The sequence below is a fragment of the candidate division KSB1 bacterium genome, assembly GCA_024655945.1.
GTDB lineage: Bacteria > Zhuqueibacterota > Zhuqueibacteria > JANLFK01 > Oleimicrobiaceae > Oleimicrobium.
Genome location: JANLFK010000010.1, coordinates 1 through 25,718, shown reverse-complemented (window position 1 = coordinate 25,718; position 25,718 = coordinate 1). Strand labels below are relative to the sequence as shown.

The window sequence follows — 25,718 nt, the reverse complement described above, 5'->3', positions numbered from 1 at the left end:
GCTGTCGCGCAGGGGCTACCTCCTGGGCCCGGCCTGGCTTGCGAATCGCACCAGAAGGGTCTTGATCTCAAAGGGGGCGAGTTTGGTGCTTATCGTCCGACGCGCAGCGGGCACGCTGCCGCCGATTGCCTCCAATAGGTTCGTCTCAAATGCTTCGGCAACCCTCTCCCTGAAGGTGACCTGCACGCTGGTCTCCTTGCCGAAGAGCTCGTAAACTCTGAGAACTGTTGCCTCGCCCTTCTCCGCTCGCTTGACTGCCGAAAGCATCACACCAGAGCCGGCGTCGAGAAGTACGAAAGAACCTTGCTTTCCAAGGCGCCCCGGATGCGGCTGCGTGAGCAGGACCTGCAGAGGGTAGTTCAGCTCAAAGGCGCGTCGATGGCTCTCTGCCTCTTGCCAATTGCCGGCATGCGGCAGCAGGCTGTAGGTGAACTCGTGTTCGCCCATGTCGGCGTTGGGGTCTGGGTTCTTCGGGGAGCGAAGCAACGTGATGCGCATGACGTTACCGCAGATGTCGTGACCGTATTTGCAGTCATTGAGCAGGCTCACGCCATGGAGGCTTGAGTCGTCCGTCAGGTCGACCCACTTTTGCGCGGGGACCTCGAACATCGCCTTCTCGGCAGGCGTGGCCGGCACGGTGGTGCGTTGGATCCAGCCGTAAGGGATTTCGTAGGTGGCAGCGCGTGCTTGAACAGCAACGGGGAAGGCGGCCTTGGCCAGCACGTGCGACTCATGCCAGTCCGCACGCGTGCTTATGTCGATGCGCGGCAGGCGGCGGTAGAGGGTGATGTCTTGAACAAAGCGTGAGCTGCCGAACGGACGAACCACGCGCAGCGTGGCCCGGACCGGACCCTGGGCAATGACCTCAAGCTCGGTGGGCCGGTCAGCACGCCACTCCTTGCCAGTGTAGCCTATGTTCCACGCATCGTACTCCGCAGGCTGGTCCTCGAAGAACTGCAGCTGGTTGCCAGGCCCGGCCAGCACCTCTCGGCCGCTCGTCCGGTCAACCACGGAGGCGATATCGCCAGTCTCTGCATTCAGCTTCACTTCCCAGGCGCCGTTCTGCACGGTCCAAGGGACAGCCTGGGGCGCATCTGGCCAGAAGCGTCGGGCAGCAGGTCGCAGCCAAAAAACCTTGTAGCCTACACCCGGCACGCCGCTGACTTCAAACAGCAGACCATCCTCGTGAAGTTGTGCGGCATGGAGCACGCCATTGGCATCCACCACTTCGTAGCTTTGCTCCAGCAGGGGTCCGGGCAGCCTCACCCAGGCCACGTCGCTTCTGTCCCAGGACAGGGGGTTGAAGACCACCACGGGCATGCCCTTTCCGCGCGTGTCGATCTCCGCGCAGAGAGCCTCCAGGGCCGCCTGCAATGCCGAACCGGCAAGGGCCTGGCAGGAGTCGTACAGAGCGTGGGCATCTTTGTAGACCTCCGGAATGCTGGAGCCGGGCAGGATGTCGTGGAACTGGTTGAACAACGTGCCCTGCCACGCCCTTCGCAGCTCCTGCTCTGGGTAGGGGAGTGGGGCAAAGGAGGCGAACTTTTCTGCCGTCTCCAGGAGGACCTCCATCTGGCGATTTCTCTTCTTAATGGCGCCCTGGGTGGTGTAGGTGCCACGGTGCGTCTGCAGGTAGAGCTCGTTGCGCACGATGGGCAGGTCCAGCTTTGTCTCCGTAGCGCGGAAGAACGCTTCTGCGGAGGACTTGACCACCGTGGGGTAGAGGCGCGTCTCGGCCATGTGGTCGAAACGGGCGAGCATCTCTTTGGTGGGGCCGCCTCCGTGGTCGCCCACGCCGTAGAGAACGAGCGCGTGGTTTACGCCCGTGGCCTGGCGAAAGTCCAGGAGGGTGCGCAGGGTCCGCTCCTCCCCCAACTCCTCGACATAGCTGAGGGGCACCACAGTAAGGATGCGCGAGCCATCCGGCGATTCCCACCAGAAGAGTTGATGCTCTGGCGGGGTGGTATCGTTCCACCACAGCTTGCTGGTGACAAAGTAATCGATGCCGCTCTTCTTGTAGATTTGCGGCAAGGTCCAGGCGTAGCCGAAGGTGTCAGGTGTCCAGCCAACCCGCGGATCGACTCCCAGCTTCTCCCGCAAATACTGCTTGCCAAGGAGGATCTGCCGCACCAAAGCCTCACCGGCGGGCAGGTTGCAGTCGGGCTCGACCCACATCCCGCCGACCACCAGCCATTGTCCACGCCGCACCATCTCCTTGATGCCCGCCAGTATTTCCGGATGAAAGCATTCCATCCACTGGTACGCCTGGGCCTGGCTCTGCGCATAAGTGAAGGTCGAGTCCTTCCCCATGAACTCCAAGGCCTGGCGGAAGGTCTGTTCGCAGACCTGCACCGTCTCCTGCCAGCGCCACAGCCAGGCCATGTCGATGTGGGCATTGCCGACGACGTGGATGGTGTCCTGCTTCATCGCGCGGCGCAGGGGCTCTGACCTCTCCCTGAACTCCTGCAGGGCGGCGCGCAAACCGCCGGCATCGGCAGCTTGAAATGCCTCCACCGGCCGTGTCCACAGCTCCGCCTGGCCAAAGTCGCTTCCCGGGGCGTACATCTCGCCAAACCGCAGGTCATCGAGCAGAGCAGCATAGTCCAGGGCAACGAAGTCGATGAAAACCCGTGGCGCTTGCTTCGCTGGTACCAGGTCGATAGCCAGGCGCACCTGCCGGGTCGAGTCCAGCCTGGGCAGCGCAAACCGCGCCTCAGGCTGCCGCACCTGCGCCTGCCACAGTCCCTGGCGTTGCGGAAGGGGGGGCAGAGCCTGGTCATCGCAAAAAGCCCTCACCACGCTCTGCGGGGCCCTCACCCTTAGGCACAGCTCGTGGGCAGCCAACTCCTTCGGCAACCGGAGGCGCGCCTTGCCGTGCGTGCCGGAGGTAGTTTGCGAGAAGGAGAATAGCTCGCTGAGCTCCACCCCTGCGAGCACCGCGCCAAGCGCCTCTTGCCGGGTGAGCGAGAGCTCCATCATCGCTTTGCCCCTGCCCCAATCCACTGCAACCGTTAGGAGATCTCCTGCGGTAGCAGCACGCAGCACCTCGCTGAGTGGCACCGCCCAGGCAATAGTGAACGGATCTCCGCGCAGCCCTTCTGTGCGTCGCAGCGGGTGCAACTTGCTCGCCACCTGAAGCACGCAGCGGAGCGCGGCGACTGGTGTAGTGCCGTGGGGGCGGACCTGCGCCTGCACTGTGGCCATGAGCGAACCCTTTGCCGTCAACTGCGCATGGGGCGCCACAGACAGGCTGGCCAGGTCGTACCGGCTGGGCACGACGGCAGGCCTGTAGTCGGCAGGCAGCTCGGCCGCGTAGCGCAGCCCCTCGATTGCCTCGCCCTGCGGGCCGGTCACGCGCAGGGACAGGGAAAAGCCGCCGAGGTTGTTGAACACCTTGCACAGCACCCTATTCCACCCGGCACCCAATTGCTCGCGCACGGTGTCTTGGTCAGCGCGCCAGCCGCGGAGCACCAGATGTTCGTGCACCGCGTTGCCATTCACCCGTACCAGCACCCCGTCGTCGCTGCCCACCAGGAGGACGGCCTCCACAAGCCTGGGCACAAAGACGTAGACGTGGGCGTAGACCACGGAACGCTCTGGCGGCTCGACGCCCATGCGGATGAAGTTCAGGCGGCCCTGTTGGTCGGTCTGGGCGACGAAGCAACTCTTGCCGCCTGCGACCTGTCCGAGTCGGGGCATGGCATCCACCTCGCCTCCGAGATGGTCAGCGCGCAGGGGCTCGTGCTCCGGATCCACGGCAAAGGCCCCGACTACCAGCCACTCGCGTACAAAGGTATCTTGCGATTGAGCAGCTGCAGTGGCCGCCAACACGGCAATCGCCAGACTAACGGCAGGCAAGCGCTTCACCATTGCGGTACCCTCCGCAGAATGTACTCAATGGCCCAGAACAAAAAAGGAGGTGCGGCGCCCGGCCACATCCTCCTTGTGGGCGATACTGGACTTGAACCAGTGACCTCTGGTATGTGAGACCAGCGCTCTGACCAGCTGAGCTAATCGCCCGTCACTGTCGCAATAATAGCAAAACGGCGCGTGAAAATCAAGGGAAAAGATGCGACGCTGCGCCCCTGCTCCTGGCCGCCGCGCTTTGCCCTTGATTTTTTGCCGACGCGGGGTTAAATTTACCATGTTCGCAATCGAAAGATTCTGTGGATGCGCATGAGTCTACGGAGTTTTCAGATGGCCGACAAGTACACAGAGCCAACTGCTCAGCTTTCCCCAATCTCGCAGGCACAACAGTTACGGGCCCTGGTGGAAGCGGGCTACCAACTCAAAGGGCCGCGTCCGGACATCGCAGTGAATCTTGCTGCCATGGAGCGCTATTTCGCGCGCGGCTACGAGTTTGTGCCCGAGCCCCTGCTCCTGTCCCAGGGCTACGAGCTGGTCCCCCCCAGTCAGTTCACCAAGGGCCTGCAGTTCGTCTATCGCATCGTCAATGAGCAGCTTTCCAAGTATTACCGCTCGCAATACGCGTTGGTGAAGGAAGGCACGGAAATCCCGCTTTATCTGAAGTACGAGGAGAAGCAGTAAAGGCCTATTGCGGTCCGGCCTGGGGCGAAGGGGAGCCTTGCGCCTGAAGTGACTCCAGCCTGGCCAGTAATTCCGCGGCGTTGAGCGCCCCGACCTCGCGCAGGTCAGTTCGTTCCGTGCCGCCGGGCTCTAAGAAGACGAGCGTCGGCATGCCCGTCACTCTGAATCGCTGCATCAGCTTCTGCACTATGGCATCCGGGGCGGTGCAGTCCACGCGCACCATGAGGAACTGTCGGCTGCGCGCCACCACTTGCGGGTCGCGGAAGGTCGTGCGCTCCATCTGCTTGCAGGGCGCACACCAGTCGGCGTAGAACTCCACCAGCGCGGGTTTGTCCATCGCCAACTGTTCAATCTCCTGGCCCTGATACTGTACCCATTCGATGCCTGCGGCCTTCTCATGCAAGGCACCCCGAAAGAGCATTGCCCCCCCTACGAGCAGCACCACTCCGAAGACCGCCCGCGCCAGCTTGAAGGCGCGCGTGTAATCCTGGCCATGATCCAGAAAACCTAAGAGCAGCCCGCCGAACATGGTCAGCAGTCCGAGGAAGAAGGCGAGCATGTCTGCGGCGCGCTCTGCCTGCGGCAACACGAAGTACAAAGCCACCCCTATGAGCAGCACGCCGAACAGCTTCCTGATCCAGACCATCCACATGCCAGCCTTTGGCAGGCGCGAGAGGAGCTGCGAGAACGTCGCCAGCACCAGGTAGGGTAGCCCCAAGCCGAGCCCCATTACGAAGAAGAAGAGCGCGCCTTTGCCGACGATGCCAAGCTTGGCCACCAGCCCCACCAGGCCAATGATTATGCCGGCTGCGCAGGGGGCAATGACCAGGCCCACCGTAAGGCCCATGACGAAGCCGCCAACCATGCCCTCGCGGGCACCGCCCACGCGCGTCAGCAGCCAGCTGGGGACGGTGATCTCGAAGGCGCCAAACATGCTCGCCGCCATGGCAAGGACGATCAGAGCAATGGCCGCCACAAACCATGGGCTCTGGAAAAGAAACCCCCACTGCCTGCCTGCCAGTCCCGAGATCAGTCCCAGTGCGGAGAAGACGATGGCAATGCCCACCACATAGACAAGTGCCGCGGCAAAGGCCGCTCCCCGGCGCTGCTCCCCCCTGCTGGCAAAGTAGCTGACGGTGAGTGGCAAGACGGGGTAGACGCAGGGGGTCAAGTTCAAAGCCAGCCCAAGCACAAAAAACGCCGCCACCGCGTAAAGCAGCCCCCGCTCCAGTAGGCGTTGTGCGCGCAGTTCATCGGCAGTGAGCTCCATCGCTTTGGGCTTGCCGGCCTGGCCTGATCTGTTCTCGCTCGTAGCTGGATGCTCTGCTGCCGATTGGCCGGCCGTAACCGCGAAGGAGAGAGCAAAGGGCACCTGATCGGGCGGGAAACAGGCCTGGTCTGTACAGGGCTGAAAACTCACCGTGCCGCGTATCTGCAGGACGGAGGGCGTGGGCACTCGCTCCACCCTTAACTTTGCGGTCACTACCACCGTGTCCTCATACACCGAAAGCTCATCTGCACTGAATGCCAACTTTTTGCGGACGCCCTCAGGAAATCGCAGCGAAGCGGCCTCTACCCCGGCCGGGACCTGGAGCGAGATGTCCGTCGGAATCAAGTCGGGGTCAAAAGGCTTGTGGGAGTTGATATGGTAGCCCGGGGCGATCACCAAGGCGATCTCCGCGCGCGCCTCCTGCCCGGCGCTAAGGGTGTCGGGTCTCACGGCGGGCAGCACCGTCACCACGCGCTGTCCTCCCCATTGTGCCTCAGCCCCGGCAGTCAACACCAAAGTGAGCACCACAATCTGCCAGCACCTCGTTGTTGCCATGCTCTTTCTCCTCTGTTCCGCTATCTCACCGGCCTCTGTGGGAATGCTTAGTACTCGGACTCGTCCTTCCAGCGGGTGATGCGCCACTTACCATCGTGCGCACAACGCCGGAACGAGAAGATTGCCGTGCCGGATATCCGAAACTCGGCAAAGGCTCCACTGAAGTTGATGGAGAAGCTCTTGGAAAGCTCTGCGGTACTCTCCTCCTCAAACGCGTAGATGGTAGAGTTCCAGTTCAGGTCGAGCACATCGAAGCTGCGGAACATCCGCCCCGTGGTTTTCAAGTCGACGTCCCTGCCCCAGGACATGAACAGCCCCGACGACCCTTGGTTGGGGTCGAAGAATACGAACACGAAGGAGCTGTCCAAAAGGTTGGCATAGAGAAGCGAGTCCTTGAAGGTGTAGGCGTAGCGGAAGTTCTGCAGCACCTCTTCGGGCGTGCGTTGCTCGGTGACAATGAACTCGTCTTCGGGACCCTGGTGCAGCGCAGGAGCAAAAGGGTTGAAGCACTGCACTGCTCCGGCGACCAGCAGTGCGCACAGAAGGGCGGCGGGCACGGATAGCTGGCGCCTCCTGCGGGGTGGCTCTGTCCACTTGGGGCGCGCTGCTTCTCGACCGCTCCTTGCTTGTCTTGTCGGGTGCCGCACGAGCTCCTCGGCTCACCTGGGCCATTCCAACCTGGCCATGGCCATCAATGAAGAAGGCGGTGCTCTCCACCGCCTTCATGCGTTGCGCTGTTCTGTTCCGTTCGGTCTATTTCAGCTTGAAGTGCACAGGGATGCCGATCTGCACGGTCACCGGTTTGTCGCGCTGCTTGGCCGGTTTCCATTTGACAGCCTTGACCGCTTCTATGGCTGCCTCATCGCACCCGTTGTTGCCCAGCGAATTCTGCGCCCAGGCCTTGATGACCTCGCCTTTGTCGCTGATGACGGCGATGACGTAGACCTTCCCTTCCACTCCAGCCTTGCGGGCGATCTCCGGGTACTTCAGCGCCCGCTGGATGGCCTGAAAACCACCAATCGGCTCGGGCGGCTCGTCCCAGGCCACGAAGATCTGCGCCGACTCGTCTACTTGCTCTGGGGGCGGAGGGGGCGGGGGCAGCTCCGAAAGGTCCAGTTCCGTGGTGGAAATGGTCTCGTCCTCCGGGATGTCCTCGCTCTGGCTCTCGATGGGGACGGCAGGGCGGCTCGGAGCAGGTGGGCGGTCCATCTGCTCCGTGGGCGGGATCTCATCGACCTGCATCTTAAAGTCGATGCTCTCCACCTTTTCGCTCCTGATCTCGTAGCGCTTGGAGGCTTGGAACATCCCGATGAGCAAGACCAGGGCCAGCACCATGGAAAGCTGGAAGACCTTCCGGTACTGCAGCCTGAGGTCCGCCTTTGGGTCTTTCCTCAACATGGCTCCATCACCTCACTCTCCGGCAGGTTTTGCCGAATAGTTAACATTGAGGGCGTCGGCCTTGCGCAGCTCCTCCTGAATGTCGATGACCACCCCCATCTGCGCATCCTTGTCCACGCGCAGCGACACCACCTTCAGCGGGTGCAAGGGGTCGGTGCGCTTCTTGTACATGATGCCGGAGATATCGCGCACGTCCACCAGCTTGTCATCGACGGAGATGCGCTGCAAGCGGTCCACCCACACGTAAGCTACATCGCGCTTGCCGGGTAGCTTTTCAATCTGCTTTGCCTTCGGCAGCACCACCGGCAGACCGCGATATTGCTTAAAGACGGTCGCCACCAGAAAGAACAGCAGCAGCATGAAGATGATATCCGGCAGCGAGGCCGTCGGGATTGCGGCGGAAGCCTTCTCTTTCTTCCGGAACTTCAATTCTTTGACTCCTTCCCGTTGCCAGATGTTCCCGGAGCCGCCGTCTTACGACTCGGGCTCGGCGATGGAGATCCGTGGCGCCTTGGCCTGCTTCACCTGATCCAGAACCGCGATGAACACCTCGTAAGGGGTGCGTCGATCGGTCTTGACGGACACGATGAGCTGCGGGCGCTCGGCCAACCTGGTCTTGATAGCCTCCCGAATCATCTTCACTTCGATCGGCTGCCTGTCCAACATCACCTGCCCGCTGGCATTGATGAGCAGGTTGGCGATGTTCTCCTTCCGCACCTCCTTGGTCTCACCCTTGGGCGGAAGCGCCAGGCCGATTCCCTTGTCCACGTCAATGGTGGTAGTCAGCAAGAAGAACGTGAGCAAGAGGAAGACAATGTCCGACAAGGAGGCCTGCGGGATTGCGAGCGTGCGCTCTTTTCTGCGCTCCACTAACATGCTAAGTTCCTCGCTAAGAGCTACTTGGTCTTCTCCACCTCCACCAGCGTGTCGATAAGGTCGACCGAGCTCTCCTCCATGTCAATAACCAAGCGGTCGATGCGTGATACAAAATAGTTGTGGGCCGCCTGCGTGATGATGGCCACGATCAACCCGAACACGGTGGTGAGCAACGCTTGCGAAATACCGTCGGCAACAATGGTGGGGGAGATGTCATTGGCCTTGGCAATGGCGTCAAAAGCGTTCACCATTCCCCACACGGTACCCAAGAAGCCAAGCATGGGTGCCACACTCACCACCGTGGCCAACCACACCAGGCCTCTTTCCAAGAATGCCATCTCGATAGAACCGGCATTGACAATGGCCTTCTCGACCTGGTCAATGCCACGGTCGGCGCGCAGCAGACCAGCGTGGAAGATCGCCGCCACCGGACCACGCGTCTTCTCGCACAGTTCCAGCGCGAGCTTGACGCCGCCGCCCTTCAGCGCTTCGCGAATCTGGGCCAGGAACTCCTTCGTCTTGACCGAGGCCCGCGAGAGGGTCCACAACCGCTCGAAACTGATTGCCAGACCTAGGATGAGCAGCGCCAAAATCGGCCACATGAATGCGCCGCCACGAAGATACAGTTCGAGCATGCTACCTCCTCCTCTTCAACAAGTTAGAAACCTGCAACGGACGGCCCGTCTGTCTTGCTTATAAGTATAGCGAATTTTTGCGTAAATGTCAATACTTTTTTCTCGATGGCGCAGTTTTGGGGCACCTCAGCTGGTGTTATCGTCGCGTGCTTTTCCCCTCTGCGACCATCTGCGCGTCCCCGGCTCCTCGCCCACAGGGCAGCAGGGCCCCAACCTCTGTTCTCCAGCAGTTTGGCATAACGCACCGCGCCGCTGCGTCCCCGTCTTTGCTTTGTCTCGTGCGCTCGCCTTGTGTCCGCTGCGAGGTTCTGTCTATTCCCCGGTTTGCAGACGCGAAACGGAGCTTCGCATTCCCGCCTGGAGCAGGCGCTTGGCCTCAGGGAACTGCGCCAAAGCCGCTCTCACCTGGGCGTCCTGGGCAGCGGCCACCTCGTAGAACCGCTCCGTTCCCCACAGGTGCCGGGCAATCTCGCTCTTAATGGCCTGCCGCCACAGCTCTCGCTCTGCCTGCGCCACATGTTCATCTACACCCACCCTCCGGCGCAACAGGAGCCGCCGGAACTCGAGAAGCATTCCTTCGTCAACCACAAAGCGCTGTTTGAAGGCAGCGAAGTTTCGTGCCAGGCTTCGGTGTCGCGCCGCGTAGTCAGCCCCGTATTCGAAGAAGAATCCGTCGGCGATCAACTGAAGGCTGAGTGCGCTTGGCGCAGGAGCGGCCACCTCGACGTCCGGTACAATGCCACCACCTCCGTAGACCGTCCGGCCACCCATGGTGCGAAACTGGGGGCGCGCGGGTCTGGTCTGGTCGAGCGGTGCGGTGCCGTTTGCCAATTCCAAGTCCTCCAATGCGCGCTGGATGAGTCGCCCACTTGGCGTGTAGTAGCGAGCTATGGTGATGCGCAGGGCGCCACCATTGCTCAGCGGTACTTCACTCTGGACGAGGGCCTTGCCAAAAGTCGGCTCACCGACGATTGGGGCGCGATCCCAATCCTGCAGAGCGCCCGCCACCACTTCTGCAGCACTGGCAGAGCCGCCGTCCACAAGGACTACGAGGGGAAGATCTGCATAGGGCGTAGGGTCTGAGGAGCAGAGCTGCTCGCTGGCATGGGCTCCACGTCCCCTGGTGTAGACGATCGTCCTCCCGCCGGGAATGAAGCGGTCTGCCACCTCATAGGCTTGCTCCAAGAAGCCACCGGCATTGGAGCGTAGGTCAAGGAGGAGTTGCTCCATGCCCTGCCGCCGGAGCTCGGCCAGGGCGCGGTCCAGCTCGCGGCTGGCCGTGCGCGAGAAAGACGCCAGCCGCACGTAGCCGGTGCGCCCTTCTAGCATGAAGGCACAAGCCACACTCGCCAGAGGGATGCGCTCCCGCTGCAGCTGTACCTTGAGCAGTTCGCTTGCGCCAGGCCTCCGCAGGCTCAAGGTCACGGTGCTACCCATCCTGCCCCGCAGGCGCTCTTCGATTTCCCGGGCGTCCAGTCCCAGGGTGGACTGATCATCGATGCGCAGGATGCGATCGCCAGGCCGAATGCCCGCCCGCTCGGCTGGACTGCCGGTCTGCGGGGCCACGACCACCGGCACCTTGTTCAGCACCATGAACTCGATCCCCGTGCCCTCATAGAAGCCGTTGTGGCGCTGTTCACTTTGCGCCGCCTTGCTTGGCGGGATGTAGGTAGTGTGCGGGTCGAGCTCGCTGAGCATGCCGCGAATCGCGGCATCCGCCAGCCGCCCTGTGTCTACCTCCTCCACGTAGTAGCGGCGGACGGCGTTAAGGACCTCAACAAAGCGCCGCAGGTGGTCCTGGGCAACAGCGACGGCCCCTGCTGCCTTGCTGTCAAGGCGAAGTGCGAAGGCAGCAGATAGGAAGAGGAAAACTCCTGCTGTCCATTTCCAGCGGATGCTCAACTGCCAAGCACCTCGCACTTCATGCCCACCTGGACACGCCAGTCCTCGCCAGCCGGTATCACCACGCGCCACAAGGGTACGACTGCCGAGCTCTGGTACACCCGTTCAAACCCACCTTCCGACTGCGAGATCGTCTCGATGGGAAATCGCCAAACTGTAGCCGGCAGATCGAAGGCGAGGCTGACGCGGAGTTGCCGCCACTCGTCGGTGAGCGCCACCTCATGGACTCGTTGCTCTTCACCGGTGCTCGCCAAGTGCGCTTGGGCAGGCTTGCGCCCGTCAAAGGTAAAATAGCGGTCCGGCGCCTGGCCAGCCTGCAGAGCTACGTTGAACTCGACACCAAAGAGCAGCTCAAAATCCTCCCGCTCCGGATTGTGCAACTCATAGCGAGCGAGCACTTCGTCGCGCCCCGCGCTGACCAGCACCCGCTTGGTGAGCTCGAGGGCGCGCGCAACAGTTCCTACGTTCACCTGGCCGCTTCTGCGCAAAACGATCTCGGCTGTGCCGCGCTCTTTGGCGACGGCCAGCTCGTAGTGAGCACCCACAAAGTCGCCGCGCTCGTCGTAGCGTGCAGAGGCCAGCTCCTCTAAGGTCGTATCTGGCCCCAGGAAGTGGTCGACGAGGGACTTGTGCTCGTACCAGTCGTAGTGGAGGCGGCGCTCAAGGCCTTGCTCTTTTACCAAGACGAGGTCGTGAATGCTGGCGACGCTCTTCTGGCCAGGCGAATCTTGCGCCCCACCAGCGGCAATGGCCAACTTGCGATGGTACCCTTCCTCCCGGCGCGCGATTGTGTCCAGGAGATTGATTGCCTTCGGCTTATAGTCCCACTCGGTCAACACGCCCCCTCTTGCCGGGGCGAGGTAAAGGTTGAAGCGGTCGGTCTCGGCAATGACCTCGCTGTGACCGTCGGCGTCAAAGTCGCTCACTTGTACTGTCACCCATTTCTTGGTGCGGCGGGCCTGTTCCACACGGTCCAGGAGCTGCTCTGCGGAGATGAGCTCTTTGTAGATGGCTGCCCGCAAGTTGTTCAGGTACAGCCCTCCGAACACGCCGTGCCAGTAGGGACAATTGCACTGCCCTGCCCACAGGTGGTCGCGCGCCTGCGAGATGAGCGTGCTGCGCTGCCGGTGCGCCAGCCGGGAGACTCTCCTGCTCACGCGCAACATACGCTTGTGCATGTGGTTGGCTTCAGGATACTTGGCCAGAAAGTTCCGCCAGAAGCCTCCACGCACGAACACCTTGTAGCGCTCGAAGAGCTGCGCCTGGGCAAGCTTCTGCTCAAAGTCCTCGTACTCGTGCATGGCACGCGCGGGGAGCGCCCACTCCATCATCTCGCGGTAGGAGGCAGTGGGAAGGTAAACCCGCCCTGCCGGAGGAAGCTGCTCCAATGCCTCGGAGAAGTGAACGATGGTGATCCAGTCGCTGTTCTCCTCGAGGGAGGTGAGGAAGCGCTCCAGCCAGCGGTCGGTGTAACAGTGCTTGTGGGTTCCCGGCCAGATGCCAAACTTCTCGCCGTCGTCAGCAAAGACCACGAGCCGGTTGCCATCCTCGCTGGCCAAGGTGCGGAGATAGTCGATGGTCACTTCCGGCTCCTGGAAAGGGATGGCGTAGCGCAACCGTTCACTGGTGGGAAAAACGGCAAGCGTATCCCCTTCGTTCTCCGTGAGGAAGTACCCCAGAAGCTGCTCTTCGCGCAGGCCGGCGTACTTGAAGTGCGCGTCATCCACCACCGTGTAGCGAATGCCGGCCCTGGTCAGTGGCGTAGGGAGGTGCGGCTCCCAGATGCGTTCGGCCAGCCACATGCCGGTGGCCTGGTAGCCGGTCAGCGTAGCGACGTAGCTGGTCAGCTTTTCGATCTGCCCGAGCTTATCCTCATCCGGGATGGTGATCATGATCGGCTCATAGTAGCCGCCGGTCATCATCTCCACCTGGCCACGAGCCACCATCTCGCGCAGCAGCGCCACAAAGTGCGGATAGCGCGTCGCAATCCACTCCAAGAGAATCCCCGTGTAGTGGAGGGCCACTTTGATGTGAGGGTGGCGATAGAGCGCCTCCAGGAAGGGCAAATAGGCCTTGTCAAAGCCCTCTTGGAACACAAAGTCAAAGTTGCCCACAGGCTGATGGCTATGGACGCCAAGTGCGATGTTGATTTTCCTCACTCCATCCCTCGCCGCTCTTCTGCTCTGTCCTGGTAATGGTGTGCCGCCTCGCTCCCGTGGCTCACAGCTTGCTGGCCACGGCCCGAGCCAGGTCCAAGGTGCTGGCATTGCCTCCCATGTCGTAGGTGCGCACCTTGCCCTCTTTGATCACTTGGGCGATGGCACCTTCCAAGCGCTGGGCCATGTCCTTCTCGCCGAGCCAATCGAACATCAGCTTGACGGCCAAGAGCATGGCCATCGGGTTCACTTTGTACTGGCCGGCATATTTCGGCGCGGAGCCGTGGGTGGGCTCGAAGATCGCATAATTGTCGCCGATGTTGCCGCTGCTGGCAAACCCCATTCCCCCTACCAGCTGCGCGCACAGGTCCGAGATGATGTCGCCGAACATGTTCGAAGTCACCAGGACACCATAGTCTAACGGGTTCTTCAGCAGCCACATGCAGATGGCGTCGATGTTCGCCTCCCACAGCTGGATCTCAGGGTATTCCTGGGCCACCTTGCGCGCCTCACGGATCATCATGCCGGAGGTCTCGCGGATGACGTTGGGCTTTTCCACCACCGTCACGCTCTTGTAGCCATGCTTGCGCGCATACTCGAAGGCATCGCGCACGATATTCCTGCTCGCCTGCCGCGTGATGATGCGCAGGGAGATGGCCATGTCTTCGTCGGCCACGTGGGCGAAACGGCGCATCTTGGCGTTATGCTCCTCCAGGAGACTGCGCACCGCACGCGGCACCGGATGGAACTCTACGCCGGCGTACAGGTCCTCGGTATTCTCCCGAAAGACCACCAGGTCGATCCCCTCGCGGTAGTTCAAGGGGTTTCCTTCGTAGGCCCGACACGGTCGCAGATTCGTGCGCAGGTTGAACTCCTGGCGCAAACGCACGATGGGGCTGGAGTAGACGAGGCCTTTCCCCTGCAGCTGCGGAATGAGCTCCTTCTCTGCCTCTTCCTTGGGCTTGGAGGTGATGGCCCCGAACAGGCAACAGTCGGTCTCTTTGAGGAGCTTGATGGTGCGGTCTGGGAGCGGGTTGCCTTCCTTGCACCAGAACTCCCAGCCGATGTCGCCAGGCAGGTATTCGGCATCGAACTCGAGCCTGTCCAGGACGATCCGCGCCGCCTCCATCACATCCTTGCCAATGCCATCACCCGGTAGCCATGCGATGCGGTATTTGGCCATCTCTCCTCCTGCGAAGTTACCGTTTGCTTAGCGCAATAGAAAGCGATACTTGCTGGGTGCTGCCCAGGTCATTTGGGAACGGCGTATAGGCATAGTCCAGGCGGTAGCGGCCGCTTGCTACGCCGAGCCCGAAGGAAAGCCTTCGCGAGTCGTAGCCTGCTGCGTACCCTATGTGCAGTGCCACGACCTCGCGCAACAGGCCTTCTGCCCCAAACAAGAGCTTTGCGCTCTGCCCTCGTTCAAAAAGCACATCAGCGGCCAGGAGCAGACTGCTCTGGAGGGCAGGAAGGTGCACCGGCCGGGAAAGCCCTGCTTGCACCTGATACGGCAGGGGTACGCGCTCATCGCGCAGGCGACCGGTGGTGCCGAGGTTGCGCACGGCTGCGCCGCAGGCTATGCCGTACCAGCCAGTCTCACAGAAACCGCCGACATCGACCGCCAGCCCTCCGGCGGTGTCGAGGTAGATCTTGTCGTACAAGTACTTCGCCGTGATCCCGAGATGGAGTCGGTCGTGCCACTGGCGCGCATGGCTCAGGCCGACAACCACCTCATGGGCTGAGACGGAAGCAAGCGGCTCTGCGGAGGGCATGGTGCGCAGTTCGATCTCCCCCACCGCCAGATGGGCCAGGCTGACCGCCCAGGCGCTCTTCCTGCTGACAATTGCCACTGCCAGCAGGTCGTGGTCAACCCCTTGTAGCCACTCGTCATGGGCGAAATAGAGCTCGCTGCCCCGCAAGGTGGCCACACCCGCCGGGTTGGCGAAGGCAGCGCTGGCGTCGACGGCCGAGGCAGTCCCTGCCCCTGCCAGGGCAGCGGCGCGGGCGCCCGAGTTCATTCTGAGGAGGGCAAACCCGGTTTGCCCAGACTGCCCTGCCGCCACGGTCCCCGCTATCAGCAACATCCCTACAGAGAGCCAACGATGCATGAGTTGCTCCTGCTTTTAGAAGTGGAAGACCCAGGCGAACATGTGGTCCGGCGCAAGGCCCTCGACGGTGGGCAGAAAGGCATAGTCCAACGCCACAGCCCGACCGAACATCGGGAAGGTCAAGCCAATACCGCAGCGCAGGCGGCCGTTGTCAACCCCGCCGCGCAGCGCTAACTGCCTGCTGACGGTTGCTTCCACGCCGAGGCGGTACAATGTGCCCTGCCGGTCGCTCTGCTCCAGCTCCGCGCTCACGAGCAGCCAACCCCACGCCGGGCGATACGACGCGCCGGCGCGCAAACAGAGCGGGAAGCGGTCCACGACACTGGTGCCGTGCTCGTACACGCTCTCGGTATTCCACGTGTACTTGGCATTGATGTTATGCACTGTCGCCCCCACCACCAGGCCCGCCAGGGGCATAGCGGCCACGCCCAAGTGCACGCCCACCCCTGAACTGGTGAGAGTACCGTTGTCGCGCGTCACGCCAGGCAGGCGGTTGTAAAGGATCAGCCCGGTCATGCCCACAGCCACCATGCGGTGCGGCCGCACCGCAAAGGAGAAAACGAAAGCATTCTCCGCATTGGAGAACGTTCCGATGTGCACGCCGTCGGCGTCGCGGCCGTCAATGTCATGCACAGCGCCGTGGACCCAGGTTAACCCGAGGCCGCCGTCCATGGCACCGATGCCTTTGGGGTGAATCGGCAATGCGAAACCGAGCACGTAAAGGGAGCGATCCAAGGCCAGGGCGCCCGCGCCTGCAGTCGCCTGTGGCCCACCAAGCAGCGCCACGCCTGCTGGGTTGTACAGGCCAATGCCCGGCCCCTCCGGCACTGCCACGAAGGCATCCCCCATCGCCTGGGCTCGGGGAGCCACCCCCATGCGCAGAAACGCCCCTGCGTAGCCGCCGATACCCTGTCCCGCCAAGGTTACGGAGCTCACCAACAACCAGCCGACGCCGATCCCCCCGATTAGCAGCCGCCTCCTCATCGCTCCTCCACTCAGTTCAGAATCATCACCTTGCCCCAGAACGTGCCTTCCCCCTCGATGTCCAGGCGGTAGAAGTAGACGCCATTCGCCACCAGGTCGCCACGGTCATTGCGGCCGTTCCAGGCCTCGCTGAAATCTCCCGCTGGCCTTGCTTTACCCTCGACCACAGTGGCCACCAGGTCCATGGCAAAATCGTAGATGCGGATGGTAACCCGCGCGGGCTTGGTGGTGTTGTACTGGAAGCGCACGTAGCCATCCGCTCCGAGCTGGTTGTGGCGCATCGGCGAAAACGGGTTCGGGTAGGCGTAGGTGCGTGGCGCTCCTCCGCTCCCAGTGGGCACATAGGCGCGAAACACCTGCCAGGTGAAGCCGTTGTTGTTCGTTCTGGCCAGCCCGTCGGCTGTGCCTACCCAGAGGTAACCGTCCTGGCCCACGGCCGCACAATAGAACTGCGTGGTGTAGACACGCTGGCCGGTATCTGTGTCGACGATGGGCGGAAAGACAAGGAAGGAATCCGGCGCCACGGACTTCCAAAGGCCGTTGTCGGAGACCGCATAGACGGTGCCAGCCACCGGGTCAAAGCCAAAGTTGTGCACAAACTCGCCGCGCAGCACGGTCCGCCAGCTCCTGCCGCCGTCGTCGGACACGGAGACCGCCCGGAACTCATCTGGATCCTCCGCCTCGACGGTTGCCGCCCACAAGAGCGACTTTCCCTGAGAGCGCTGATGGGCAAGAGCCACCACAAAGTTGCCCGAGATGGGCCGCGGTTGGTTCTGGTGGTTCATGTTCACCCATGTGCGGCCGCCGTCAATGGACTTGTTGATCCCTTTGGCAGTGCCGACCCAGAGCGTGTCGTCGACGGCGATCACCGCAAAGGCGCGATGGTTGAGGTTGCCGTAGGGGTCAAACAGGAAGGTGTCCGGAGTCACTACCTCCCAGGTCGCGCCCATGTCCAGCGAGCGTCGCAGCCCGCCTCCCCAGCTGGTGATCCAGACCGCCTCGTCTGTCAGGGCGATGTCATAGGTGACGTTTTGCACCGGGGTCGGCCCAGGCTGGGGGATCCACTGCCAGGTGGCCCCTCCGTCGACGCTATAGGAGAGCCCGCCCCCTGCCGGCAGGTAGCCAATGTTGGTAATGAGGGTGTCGAAGGCGGTGGCAGTCCAGATGGTGTCCCTGCGCCTTGCCAGCGCCGACACCCCCCCTTTGCCGAGGCCGTGGGCGCGGGAATAGGAACGCCAGCTCCTGCCGCCGTCTTCACTCACGCTGAGCCCTCCACCGGTGCCTGCCCAGACCTTTCCCCCGGCGATCAGGATGTCCGTCACCGCGTTGCCTGCCAGCCACGGTACCGGCGCCGGTTGGTTGAACCGATAACCTAACCTAGCCAGCACTTGCGCGCTGCTCCCCACAGGGGCTATGGCAAGCAGGAGCACCACGACAAGACCCGAGCGCCACGCTCCGCGCACCCGGCTACTTGATCTTGAAGGGGCGAGCGATTGCCTCACTGGTATTTCCAACTTTGTCCTCCGCCTGAAAGGTAAAGGTGTACCATCCCTGCTGAATCGGGCTGCCCCGTGGGTCCCACTTGCTCGCCTCCTGGTCGGCATACACCACCAGCGTGAAGGTATACACTCCGTCGCCGGCCACCTGGTCTCCGTAAGCCTGGCTCACCAGCGGATCAAACGGCAAGCCGTTGTCCACCATCGGGACCGGTTGCCCGCCGTTGGCATAGGACAGATCTGGCTTCTGTGAAGTGAAGCCGACGCGCTTGATATCAGTCAGTGACTGGGGATCGCTCGCGGCTACGGTAATCGGCACGAAGATAACGCCGCTCGCCGGTTTGGTCACGGAATCTGGCAGGCTCAACTGGCTCAGCATGGGTGGTCCGTTGGCGATGAAGAGCTGTGCCTGCACCTCAGGGCTCTGCGCTCCTCCCAAATCCGCTGCAACGAAGATGAGCCGGTAGTCCCCTTTCTTGCCGGCAGCAAAGGCGGCCTCCACACGCATGGAAAAGCGCCCGTCGCCAGCCGCCTCGTCTCCTTGCGTGCCATCATCGACAAGTACCCCGTCGAAGGCCCATGCTCCCCCCTGCAAGGCGCGAAAACGAACCACGCTGACATCAGCCACGCCTTGCGAGTCGAATACCTCCGCACAAAACAGGTAGCTCCCCTGGAAACCACTGGGCAGTGTGTCCGGTACGCTCAGGGTGACGATCAGCGGCGGTGAGTTGGCGCGCAGAAGCACGCTTTTCACCACCGTCTCCGACCAGTGGCCCGCCTGGTCGACGGCGCGGAACTCAAGGGAGAGGCTTTCCGCGGCGCTCTGTGTTGAGGTCCAGCGGATGCGTTGCGAAAAGACGCCGTCCTTGGCAATCTCGTCCCCATCGTCCGGGTGCAGGAAGCCGCCGTCGTCCCACAAGGTGTCGGTGGCGACGGCGATCCCTTGGGCATAACGCGTCATGAGCACATAGCGCACGTCAGGGGCTCCCTGCGGGTCTGCCACTACGGCCTGGATCGGGTACGTTTGCGAGCGATTGAGCACCGATGGCACCCTGATCTCTACAATGCGCGGGGCGTCGGCCTCCCAGTGGTTGGGGGGCTCTGAGCTGCACGCCAGCCATGTGCACAAGGCCACGATGGCCCCGCAAGCGAAACGCATCATCCACCCTCATACAAAAAGGCCGGATGTCTGCTCGGTCGGCACCCGGTCCATAAGTCAAAAGGCAAAGCCGCCCTCCGAGCCGCTAGGAAATCGAACGCGTTCTCAGACCAAAAACCATGCTGCAACCGGACAAATCCCTAGCAAGAATCGACTCGAGGCGACCTCCAGCTTCTCTGTCGTGTGCAAGCAAATGTAGCCAAACGACCCAGAAAAATCAAGCCATTTTTCTGGCTGACCGCTTTCCGATCCCCAGTTTGTCCAGGTGGGCGTGAAGGGCACGCAGGTCGGCAAGGACCACGTCGGCGCCCGCGAAGTATTCATCGTCGAGGGTGGTGCGCAAAGCCACGCAGGCCATGCCGGCGGCCCGCGCCGCCCGAATGCCAGAGGGTGCATTCTCTACCACCAGACATCTGCTCGGCGGCACGCCCATCCGCTGCGCCGCAAGCAGGTAGGGGTCGGGATACGGCTTGCCGCGCTCAGCGTCTCCTGCCGCGACGATGACATCGAACATGTCGACCAGCTCAGCCGGCAGCACGGCCGTCACGTTGGCGCGCTCGGTGCCGGTGACCAGTGCCACCTTCACGCCGCGACGCTTGAGCTCCGCGACCAACTCAAGGGCGCCTGGGGCTGCTGAGGCCCGATGAATGGCCCGGAAGCGCTCGTTCTTGCGGCGTGCCACCTCCTCGGCCTTCTCCGGCGAGAGCGGCACACCCACGGTGCGGGCAATGATCATGGCGATTTCCGCCGCCGGCCGCCCTTCGTTTTTGAGCACCATTTCCGGCTTCAGGTCAATGCCCACCGTGCCGAGCACTTCTTTCCACGCGGCCAAGTGCCAGGACATGGTGTCGCCAATCACCCCGTCAAAGTCGAACAGCACCGCCCGAATCACGACACCTCCTCGAGCCGTGCCGTGAAGTGGCGCAGCAGCGGCGCCTCGTAGACCAGGCGCAGCCCCTTGATGGTATCGCGCATCTGGTAAAGGCGAATGACTGCATCAGCGACATAGTTCATGTGCATCGTGGTGTAGACGCGCCGTGGTATGGCCAGCCGGACCAGTTCCAAGGTCGGATGGCGGACTTTGCCGGTTGCCGGGTCCTTCTCGGCAAACATCAGACTGCCAATTTCCACGGCGCGAACACCAAACTCCCGGTAAAGAGCCACCACCAGCGCCTGACCGGGGAACTGAGCCGGCGGGATGTGTGGCAGAAACTCGCGGGCGTTCAGGTACACGGCGTGGCCACCCACTGGCTTCAGAATCGGCACGCCCGCCTTGTCCAACAGCTCCCCCAAGTAGCGCACCTGCCCGATGCGGAAGCGGAGATAGTCCTCGTCCAACACCCCCTCAAGGCCCCGGGCAATCGCCTCCAAGTCTCTGCCGGCCAGCCCTCCGTAGGTAGTGAACCCCTCCACCAGGATGAGCAGGTGGGACACCTTCTCGCACAGCTTATCGTCATTCATGCACAGGAAGCCGCCTATGTTGACCAAGCCATCCTTCTTGGCGCTCATGGTGCAGCCATCGCCGTAGGAAAACATCTCGCGCGCGATATCGATGACCGGGGTATGCCGGTACCCCTCCTCCCGCTCCTTGATGAAGTAGCAGTTCTCCGCGAACCGACAGGCATCGAAAAACAGGGGAATCCCGTACCTGCTGAGCAGCTCCTTGGTCTTGCGAATGTTCTCCATGGACACGGGCTGGCCGCCACCGCTGTTGTTGGTCACCGTGATCATGCACAGAGGGATCTTCTCGGGGCCGTACGTGTCGACCGCCTGCTGCAGCTTGACCAGGTCCATGTTCCCCTTGAAGGGGTGGTCAAGATGGGGGTCGCGTCCCTCGTCAATCACCAGGTCCAGCGCCACGCCACCGTTGTGGAGAACGTTGGCACGCGTCGTGTCGAAATGGTTGTTGTTGGGGACTACCTTGCCCTTGCTCACCGTTACCGAGAAGAGCAGATTCTCCGCAGAGCGCCCTTGGTGCGTAGGGATGATGTGCTTAAAGCCGAAAATCCGGCGCACGGTCTCTTCCAGGTGAAAGTAGTTGCGGCTGCCGGCATAAGATTCGTCGCCCAACATCATTCCCGCCCACTGGTTGTCGCTCATCGCCGAGGTGCCGCTGTCGGTGAGCAGGTCAATGAGGATGCTTTCGGCGGGCAGGTTGAACACATTCAGCCCAGCCTGGCGCAGCAAGCGGTCGCGTTCCTCACGCGTGGTGCGCTTGATGGGCTCCACGACTTTGATCTTGAACGGCTCGAACAGTTGTTCCATGCGCCCTCCCTCTGCCTGATTGCTCAACCGCGCAACGGCTCAAAGGTGATAAAGTCGGCATGATGCACAATCACCGCCTCCGGGCTGCGGTAGCCGCCGTCCCCCTCTTTGGCATGCACGGCGATGATGTGCACCACTTCGTCGGGCAGGAGGTGGGCCACCGCCAATCCGACGCCACTGAAGGGGTGGCGCAGGAGTCTACCGCCGGCACTCTTAGTGAACCCTGCCGTCTCGCGTCGAAACTCCAGGAGCTTACCCACGTCATGCAGCAACGCGCCCGCCACCAGCACATCCATGTTCAGGGAGAGGTGACCCGCATAGTGCTCAGACAACGCCTGGGCAGCTCTGATGGCAATTTGGGTAACTGCCCGCACGTGGGTCAAGTAGCTCACCTTGCAGTTGGGGATGAGCAAGGTGAAGGGCATGGTGGCTAAGTCCTCGACCGACCAGCCGCCGCGCCGCAAGGCGTCGACCATTACCGCCAGGGTCTTCTCGCGCAGGCTCTCGTCGCTAATCATGGCCAGCTCAGGGAACAGTTTTCGCAGCTTGTCAGCGCTCTCCACGAGTCGATACTCCTCTTTTGGTTCCTGGTCACTCGCCAGGCGGGCTACACTCCCGCAGAAGGGTGGTCATGTCGCGCACCGCCTGGGCCAATCCCACCAGCAGGGCGCGGCAGACGAGCGCGTGCCCAATGTTCACTTCTTCGATCTGGGGGATTTTTGCCACCTCGCGCACGTTCTGATAGTTCAACCCGCCGGCAGCGCTCACGCCAAGCCCTAACTTGCTGGCGGCCAACGCCGCCGCGCGCAGCTTCTCCAATTGTTCGGTCTGGGCGTCCAAATCCTGGGCCATGGCCAACGGCGTCGTGTTCAGCTCCACGTAGTCGACGCCGACGTGCGCAGCCGCCTTCACCTGCCGCAAATCCGGCTCGATGCGCGCCGCTACCACGATGTTGCTGGAGCGCAAGGTGGCCACCAGGTCCTCCAATGGCTCCGGGCCCGCCGCCACGTCCAGTCCCGTGCTTGGCACCACCCCCTGCGCCAGGGGAGGAATCAGGGTCGCCATGTCGGGCAGGATAGCCACTGCCCTCTTGGCCATCTCTTCGCTCGCTGCTACACGCAGGTTGAAGTGGGTGGTCACCGTTTCCTTGAGCAAAGCCATGTCGCGCTCAGTCAGGTAGCGCCGGTCTTCGCGCAGGGTGGCCACGACCCCGTCGGCGCCGCCGACCTCCGCTTGCAGCGCGGCGGCCACAGGATTGGGTTCCTTGCCGCGACGATCAGCACGGATCACTGCGACTAAATCGATGTTCACCCCGAGTCTAAGCATGTGCAGTCCTCCAAACTCTGCCCCTCTCTGCCAGTCTTGCCAGAACCGTTTGCCTGTCGGAATGCATAGCAATGGGTCGGGATACGCGTAGAAGTCTCGACACAGTCACAAACTGGTAACCTTGCTGCTGGAGCTTCGGCACCTCCTCACGAAGCGCCTCCAGGGTGGTCCGTCGCAGGTGGCCGATGCCCAGTGCCCGCCCCTGCCGCTTTGCCAGGTGGGCGAGCCGCCAGAGCTGCTGCCGTACCTTGGCCGTGTCTGCTTCGACGTCCAGGAACGCGGCGTTAGCAGTGCAGGGCACCTGCATGCGAAGGGCGACCTCGTAGGCGATGCTCATGCTGTTCGTGCGACTGTCCACAAAGTACAGGCCACGCCCTCTCAGTTCTTCCATGACGAGGGTCATAACCCGCTCGTCGGCCGTGGCCCGGGAGCCCTGGTGATTGTTGAGGCCTGCGGCATGGGGCACACTGGCAATGGCACGATCTACCCGCTGGCGGATCTCCTCGTCACTGAGGTGGACAAACAGCGTGGAGCCCCGATCCTCCACGGACTCGTGCAAGGCCTCCATGGGCATGTGCACCATCACCTCTTTGCCTGCTGCCGCCGCCAGCTCGGCCACCTCCCGCGAAAAGGGCAACCCGGGGATCACCGACACGGTTAGGGCACAGGGCAGGTCGAGAGATTCCTTCGCCAATTCGCCGGCGGAGTAGCCAAAGTCATCGATGACCAGAGCGATAAGGGGCCTTTCGTGGCCCGGAGCCAGGGCCTTTTGGATGCGGAGGCGCAATGCTGCTTGGCCTTTCAGGCGGAGAACGAGCCGCGCCGAGTCGCCACCCGGCGCCGTCTCTGAAGGCTCCACGGTGGCACCCATGGCAGGCGCGCTCCGGGCTATTTCGGCAACCAACTCGGGGACCGACTTTTCCGGCGGAACAGAGAGGACAAGCCACTGCCCTTCTGTGGTGACCTGCTGCTCTCCGACGCCGTGCCTGGCCGCTTGCTGCAACACCGCTGACCTGAGCTCTGCCGTTGAGGGGATCTTGCGCTCCACGCGCCCCCCAGCGCCTCGCTGCCTGCCGTAGACGATGAAGAACACCAAGACGACGGCCCCAATGAGCAGCAGGTAGCCGGTCATTCGTCGCCAGGTGCGTGGGCTCCGGTATGTGCGTCGTCTGCGCATGGCCTTCGCTCGGTGAGCCTGCCGTCGTCACTTCCCAAAAACCGCCTTGAACGTGCTCCATGAATGGGCCTGGCCTGTGCCGCTGTCGTGCCAGCGCCAGATGTACCAGTAGCCACTTTGCTGGTCCAACAGGAGGCGGAACTCGGCTTGGCCCTGCGCCTGGCGCGGATAAGAGGGGTCGCGCAGGGTGTGGTGCGCGGTCAGCACATAGTTCTCCACCACCACGGCCGAGTCGGGAAAAGAGTTCTCCGAGACAAGCTCAAGCTCCAGCTTGTGCAGCGAGTCCTGAGGCACCACGGCAAACAGTTGCCGGAGATAGTTCTCTTCGCTGACAATGCCCCAGCGGTCGAAGAAGCCGGGGTTCAGCGAGGCAACACCCTGGTCGGGGATGAAGACAAACGGGCGACGGCCGGACGAACCGTCGCTGAGGCAGCGCAGATAGTTATCGACGCTCTTGCCGGAAATAGCGTTGCGCAGATTCGCCAGCACCAGGGTGGGTGAAGTGGGTGGGATCCAAGGCGTGCGCCCGCCGGTGGGCGGCTCTGCCTCGCGGGTGGCAAAAGGGTTCTTGCACTGCACCCCTAGCAGTGCCAGCAGAACGACTGCCCCCTTCAGACTTGCGTTCCATCGTTTGCGTCTCACCGCCCGAGTCGCACCTCGCCTTTGGCACCGCTCACGCTTGTCTCTGCCGACCCGCCGAAGAGGCTTGCACCTTTGCTCCGGGGCCAGCGCCGTAGCGCGTGACTTCTGGCCGTCCCTGGGTCGTGGCGAATATAGGACAATTCCCCCACTTTTGCAAGGGCAAAGTGCCCGATCCCTCCATAAGAACTCAGGAAAACTCTTGACTTTTGCACGGCACTTTGGTAAATTGCCACCGAAAGGGTTGGTCAAATACCGACGACGGGGTTGAGCATCATGACTGCCCTTCACACCGAGCGGCCCTTGTGCGGAGATGGACGACCACGCAAGCTCCTCAACCAGCTGCGCGAGGCCACTTGTGCCCCCCATTGCAGACGCCGTACGATCCAGGCCTACGCGAAATGGGTCGGGCGCTTTGTCCGCTTTCAGCGCCTCCGCCATCCACGGGACATGGTGCTGGGCCACGGCAAGGCAATGCGGCAACTGCGGGTTCAGGAGACTGACTTCGCGCGGAGTGAAATCATCGCCCGCGACGGCGAGGGTGGCAAGGAGCGAGGGACCGTGCTTCGGGGATCGCTCAAGCGCCCCCTTCGCGACCATTTGCGGGAGGTCAAAGTGCTCCACGAGGGGGATGGGGCTGGGTGCAAATGCCAGCCACTCTGCACCGCAAGTATCCGCGCGCGCCCGCCGAATGGCGCCGGGAATGGGGTTTCCCCCAGGGAAACAGCCGCAAGGACCTAGAGACTGGCAAGGAAGAGCCCCATCACAGAGACGAATCACTGGTGCAAGAAGCGGTAAAGGATGCCATCACCAAGGCTGGATTGGCCAAGCGCGCTACATGCCATACGTTTCGGCATCCTTTCGCAACAGACCTGCTGGAGAGCGGCTACGACATTCGAACAGTCCAGGAGGCCCTTGGTCACAAGGACGTGAAGAGGACCATGGTGTGTACCCACGTGCTTAACCGCGGGCCGGCCGCGGTCGGCAGCCTCGATGATGTGCCTTGAGGTGATCATGGAGACTGTTATGCCGATCCGCATAAGACCGTGTGATAAGGACAGTGCCTCGCCGCAGCAGCCTGATAGCTCACCGGTTGGAGGGAAGTGATGCTTCATCCGCAGACGTCTTATGCCGCGACGGTAAGGGAGTTTGGGGTGCTATGGGGATCCATGTAAACAGCGTTGGGCGAGATGCATAAGTGTAGCAAAATGGCAGGTAATTGTG

Annotated in this window: 21 protein-coding genes, 1 tRNA gene and 1 pseudogene; 2 read left to right on the top strand and 21 right to left on the bottom strand. The window is 62.3% G+C overall.

Annotated elements, in window-relative coordinates; all coding sequences use genetic code 11:
- Nucleotides 1-15 precede the first annotated feature (15 nt).
- Nucleotides 16-3,870, bottom strand: a complete 3,855-nt coding sequence (locus NUW13_11960) for an alpha-mannosidase (GenBank protein MCR4439735.1) — start codon at nucleotides 3,868-3,870, stop codon at nucleotides 16-18.
- A gap of 76 nt (nucleotides 3,871-3,946) precedes the next feature.
- A tRNA-Val gene (locus NUW13_11955) sits at nucleotides 3,947-4,020 on the bottom strand.
- A gap of 156 nt (nucleotides 4,021-4,176) precedes the next feature.
- Between NUW13_11955 and NUW13_11950 the strand changes: the two genes are divergently transcribed.
- Complete coding sequence (locus NUW13_11950) at nucleotides 4,177-4,548, top strand: hypothetical protein (protein ID MCR4439734.1); 372 nt, start codon at nucleotides 4,177-4,179, stop codon at nucleotides 4,546-4,548.
- 4 nt (nucleotides 4,549-4,552) lie between these two features.
- Here the strand turns inward: NUW13_11950 and NUW13_11945 are convergent, their stop codons facing one another.
- The 19 genes from NUW13_11945 to NUW13_11855 form a co-directional block, all read right to left on the bottom strand.
- Complete coding sequence (locus NUW13_11945) at nucleotides 4,553-6,373, bottom strand: thioredoxin domain-containing protein (protein MCR4439733.1); 1,821 nt, start codon at nucleotides 6,371-6,373, stop codon at nucleotides 4,553-4,555.
- 47 nt (nucleotides 6,374-6,420) lie between these two features.
- The gene (locus tag NUW13_11940) at nucleotides 6,421-6,930 is read right to left on the bottom strand and encodes a hypothetical protein (GenBank protein MCR4439732.1); all 510 of its coding nucleotides are present in this window, start codon (nucleotides 6,928-6,930) and stop codon (nucleotides 6,421-6,423) included.
- 196 nt (nucleotides 6,931-7,126) lie between these two features.
- Nucleotides 7,127-7,771 (bottom strand): energy transducer TonB, encoded by a 645-nt coding sequence (locus NUW13_11935; GenBank protein MCR4439731.1) that lies wholly within the window; start codon nucleotides 7,769-7,771, stop codon nucleotides 7,127-7,129.
- 12 nt (nucleotides 7,772-7,783) lie between these two features.
- Entirely contained in the window at nucleotides 7,784-8,200 is a 417-nt protein-coding gene (locus NUW13_11930; GenBank protein MCR4439730.1) for a biopolymer transporter ExbD, read from the bottom strand.
- A gap of 45 nt (nucleotides 8,201-8,245) precedes the next feature.
- Nucleotides 8,246-8,647, bottom strand: a complete 402-nt coding sequence (locus tag NUW13_11925; protein ID MCR4439729.1) for a biopolymer transporter ExbD — start codon at nucleotides 8,645-8,647, stop codon at nucleotides 8,246-8,248.
- A 20-nt stretch (nucleotides 8,648-8,667) separates the two neighbouring features.
- Nucleotides 8,668-9,282: a MotA/TolQ/ExbB proton channel family protein gene (locus tag NUW13_11920; protein ID MCR4439728.1), complete on the bottom strand. Its 615-nt coding sequence runs from the start codon at nucleotides 9,280-9,282 to the stop codon at nucleotides 8,668-8,670.
- 312 nt (nucleotides 9,283-9,594) lie between these two features.
- Entirely contained in the window at nucleotides 9,595-11,202 is a 1,608-nt protein-coding gene (locus NUW13_11915) for a S41 family peptidase (GenBank protein MCR4439727.1), read from the bottom strand.
- Nucleotides 11,181-13,343, bottom strand: a complete 2,163-nt coding sequence (locus NUW13_11910; GenBank protein ID MCR4439726.1) for a DUF1926 domain-containing protein — start codon at nucleotides 13,341-13,343, stop codon at nucleotides 11,181-11,183. Before NUW13_11910 ends, NUW13_11915 begins: the two co-directional genes overlap by 22 nt.
- A 61-nt stretch (nucleotides 13,344-13,404) precedes the next feature.
- Nucleotides 13,405-14,523: an isocitrate/isopropylmalate dehydrogenase family protein gene (locus tag NUW13_11905; protein ID MCR4439725.1), complete on the bottom strand. Its 1,119-nt coding sequence runs from the start codon at nucleotides 14,521-14,523 to the stop codon at nucleotides 13,405-13,407.
- A 16-nt stretch (nucleotides 14,524-14,539) separates the two neighbouring features.
- Complete coding sequence (locus tag NUW13_11900) at nucleotides 14,540-15,448, bottom strand: PorV/PorQ family protein (protein MCR4439724.1); 909 nt, start codon at nucleotides 15,446-15,448, stop codon at nucleotides 14,540-14,542.
- Between the two features lie 15 nt (nucleotides 15,449-15,463).
- Nucleotides 15,464-16,432, bottom strand: coding sequence for a hypothetical protein (locus NUW13_11895; protein ID MCR4439723.1), 969 nt, complete (start codon nucleotides 16,430-16,432; stop codon nucleotides 15,464-15,466).
- A gap of 11 nt (nucleotides 16,433-16,443) precedes the next feature.
- A complete protein-coding gene (locus NUW13_11890; GenBank protein MCR4439722.1) occupies nucleotides 16,444-17,895 on the bottom strand; it encodes a hypothetical protein in 1,452 nt (483 codons plus the stop codon).
- A gap of 4 nt (nucleotides 17,896-17,899) precedes the next feature.
- Nucleotides 17,900-19,090 carry a hypothetical protein gene (locus NUW13_11885; protein MCR4439721.1) on the bottom strand — a complete coding sequence of 397 codons (1,191 nt, stop codon included), beginning with the start codon at nucleotides 19,088-19,090 and terminating at the stop codon, nucleotides 17,900-17,902.
- Between the two features lie 214 nt (nucleotides 19,091-19,304).
- A complete protein-coding gene (locus tag NUW13_11880) occupies nucleotides 19,305-19,979 on the bottom strand; it encodes an HAD family phosphatase (GenBank protein MCR4439720.1) in 675 nt (224 codons plus the stop codon).
- Nucleotides 19,976-21,352, bottom strand: a complete 1,377-nt coding sequence (locus tag NUW13_11875) for a tryptophanase (GenBank protein MCR4439719.1) — start codon at nucleotides 21,350-21,352, stop codon at nucleotides 19,976-19,978. The genes NUW13_11880 and NUW13_11875 overlap by 4 nt, the downstream gene beginning before the upstream one ends.
- Nucleotides 21,353-21,375: 23 nt before the next feature.
- Nucleotides 21,376-21,915 (bottom strand): HD domain-containing protein, encoded by a 540-nt coding sequence (locus tag NUW13_11870; protein ID MCR4439718.1) that lies wholly within the window; start codon nucleotides 21,913-21,915, stop codon nucleotides 21,376-21,378.
- Between the two features lie 28 nt (nucleotides 21,916-21,943).
- Complete coding sequence (locus NUW13_11865) at nucleotides 21,944-22,678, bottom strand: pyridoxine 5'-phosphate synthase (protein ID MCR4439717.1); 735 nt, start codon at nucleotides 22,676-22,678, stop codon at nucleotides 21,944-21,946.
- Nucleotides 22,671-23,855: a divergent polysaccharide deacetylase family protein gene (locus tag NUW13_11860; GenBank protein MCR4439716.1), complete on the bottom strand. Its 1,185-nt coding sequence runs from the start codon at nucleotides 23,853-23,855 to the stop codon at nucleotides 22,671-22,673. The genes NUW13_11865 and NUW13_11860 overlap by 8 nt, the downstream gene beginning before the upstream one ends.
- A gap of 27 nt (nucleotides 23,856-23,882) precedes the next feature.
- Entirely contained in the window at nucleotides 23,883-24,497 is a 615-nt protein-coding gene (locus tag NUW13_11855; GenBank protein MCR4439715.1) for a hypothetical protein, read from the bottom strand.
- Between the two features lie 758 nt (nucleotides 24,498-25,255).
- Here NUW13_11855 and NUW13_11850 point away from each other — a divergent pair.
- Nucleotides 25,256-25,501 (top strand): annotated as a pseudogene (locus NUW13_11850) (tyrosine-type recombinase/integrase).
- The last annotated feature ends 217 nt before the right edge of the window (nucleotides 25,502-25,718 follow it).

What these genes read in the sequence shown, in the direction of transcription:
- NUW13_11960 (MCR4439735.1), bottom strand. Translation starts at nt 3,870, where the DNA reads ATGGTGAAGCGCTTGCCTGCCGTTAGTCTGGCGATTGCCGTGTTGGCG.
- NUW13_11950 (MCR4439734.1), top strand. Translation starts at nt 4,177, where the DNA reads ATGAGTCTACGGAGTTTTCAGATGGCCGACAAGTACACAGAGCCAACT.
- NUW13_11945 (MCR4439733.1), bottom strand. Translation starts at nt 6,373, where the DNA reads ATGGCAACAACGAGGTGCTGGCAGATTGTGGTGCTCACTTTGGTGTTG.
- NUW13_11935 (MCR4439731.1), bottom strand. Translation starts at nt 7,771, where the DNA reads ATGTTGAGGAAAGACCCAAAGGCGGACCTCAGGCTGCAGTACCGGAAG.
- NUW13_11925 (MCR4439729.1), bottom strand. Translation starts at nt 8,647, where the DNA reads ATGTTAGTGGAGCGCAGAAAAGAGCGCACGCTCGCAATCCCGCAGGCC.
- NUW13_11920 (MCR4439728.1), bottom strand. Translation starts at nt 9,282, where the DNA reads ATGCTCGAACTGTATCTTCGTGGCGGCGCATTCATGTGGCCGATTTTG.
- NUW13_11905 (MCR4439725.1), bottom strand. Translation starts at nt 14,523, where the DNA reads ATGGCCAAATACCGCATCGCATGGCTACCGGGTGATGGCATTGGCAAG.
- NUW13_11900 (MCR4439724.1), bottom strand. Translation starts at nt 15,448, where the DNA reads ATGCATCGTTGGCTCTCTGTAGGGATGTTGCTGATAGCGGGGACCGTG.
- NUW13_11895 (MCR4439723.1), bottom strand. Translation starts at nt 16,432, where the DNA reads ATGAGGAGGCGGCTGCTAATCGGGGGGATCGGCGTCGGCTGGTTGTTG.
- NUW13_11885 (MCR4439721.1), bottom strand. Translation starts at nt 19,090, where the DNA reads ATGATGCGTTTCGCTTGCGGGGCCATCGTGGCCTTGTGCACATGGCTG.
- NUW13_11875 (MCR4439719.1), bottom strand. Translation starts at nt 21,352, where the DNA reads ATGGAACAACTGTTCGAGCCGTTCAAGATCAAAGTCGTGGAGCCCATC.
- NUW13_11865 (MCR4439717.1), bottom strand. Translation starts at nt 22,678, where the DNA reads ATGCTTAGACTCGGGGTGAACATCGATTTAGTCGCAGTGATCCGTGCT.
- NUW13_11860 (MCR4439716.1), bottom strand. Translation starts at nt 23,855, where the DNA reads ATGCGCAGACGACGCACATACCGGAGCCCACGCACCTGGCGACGAATG.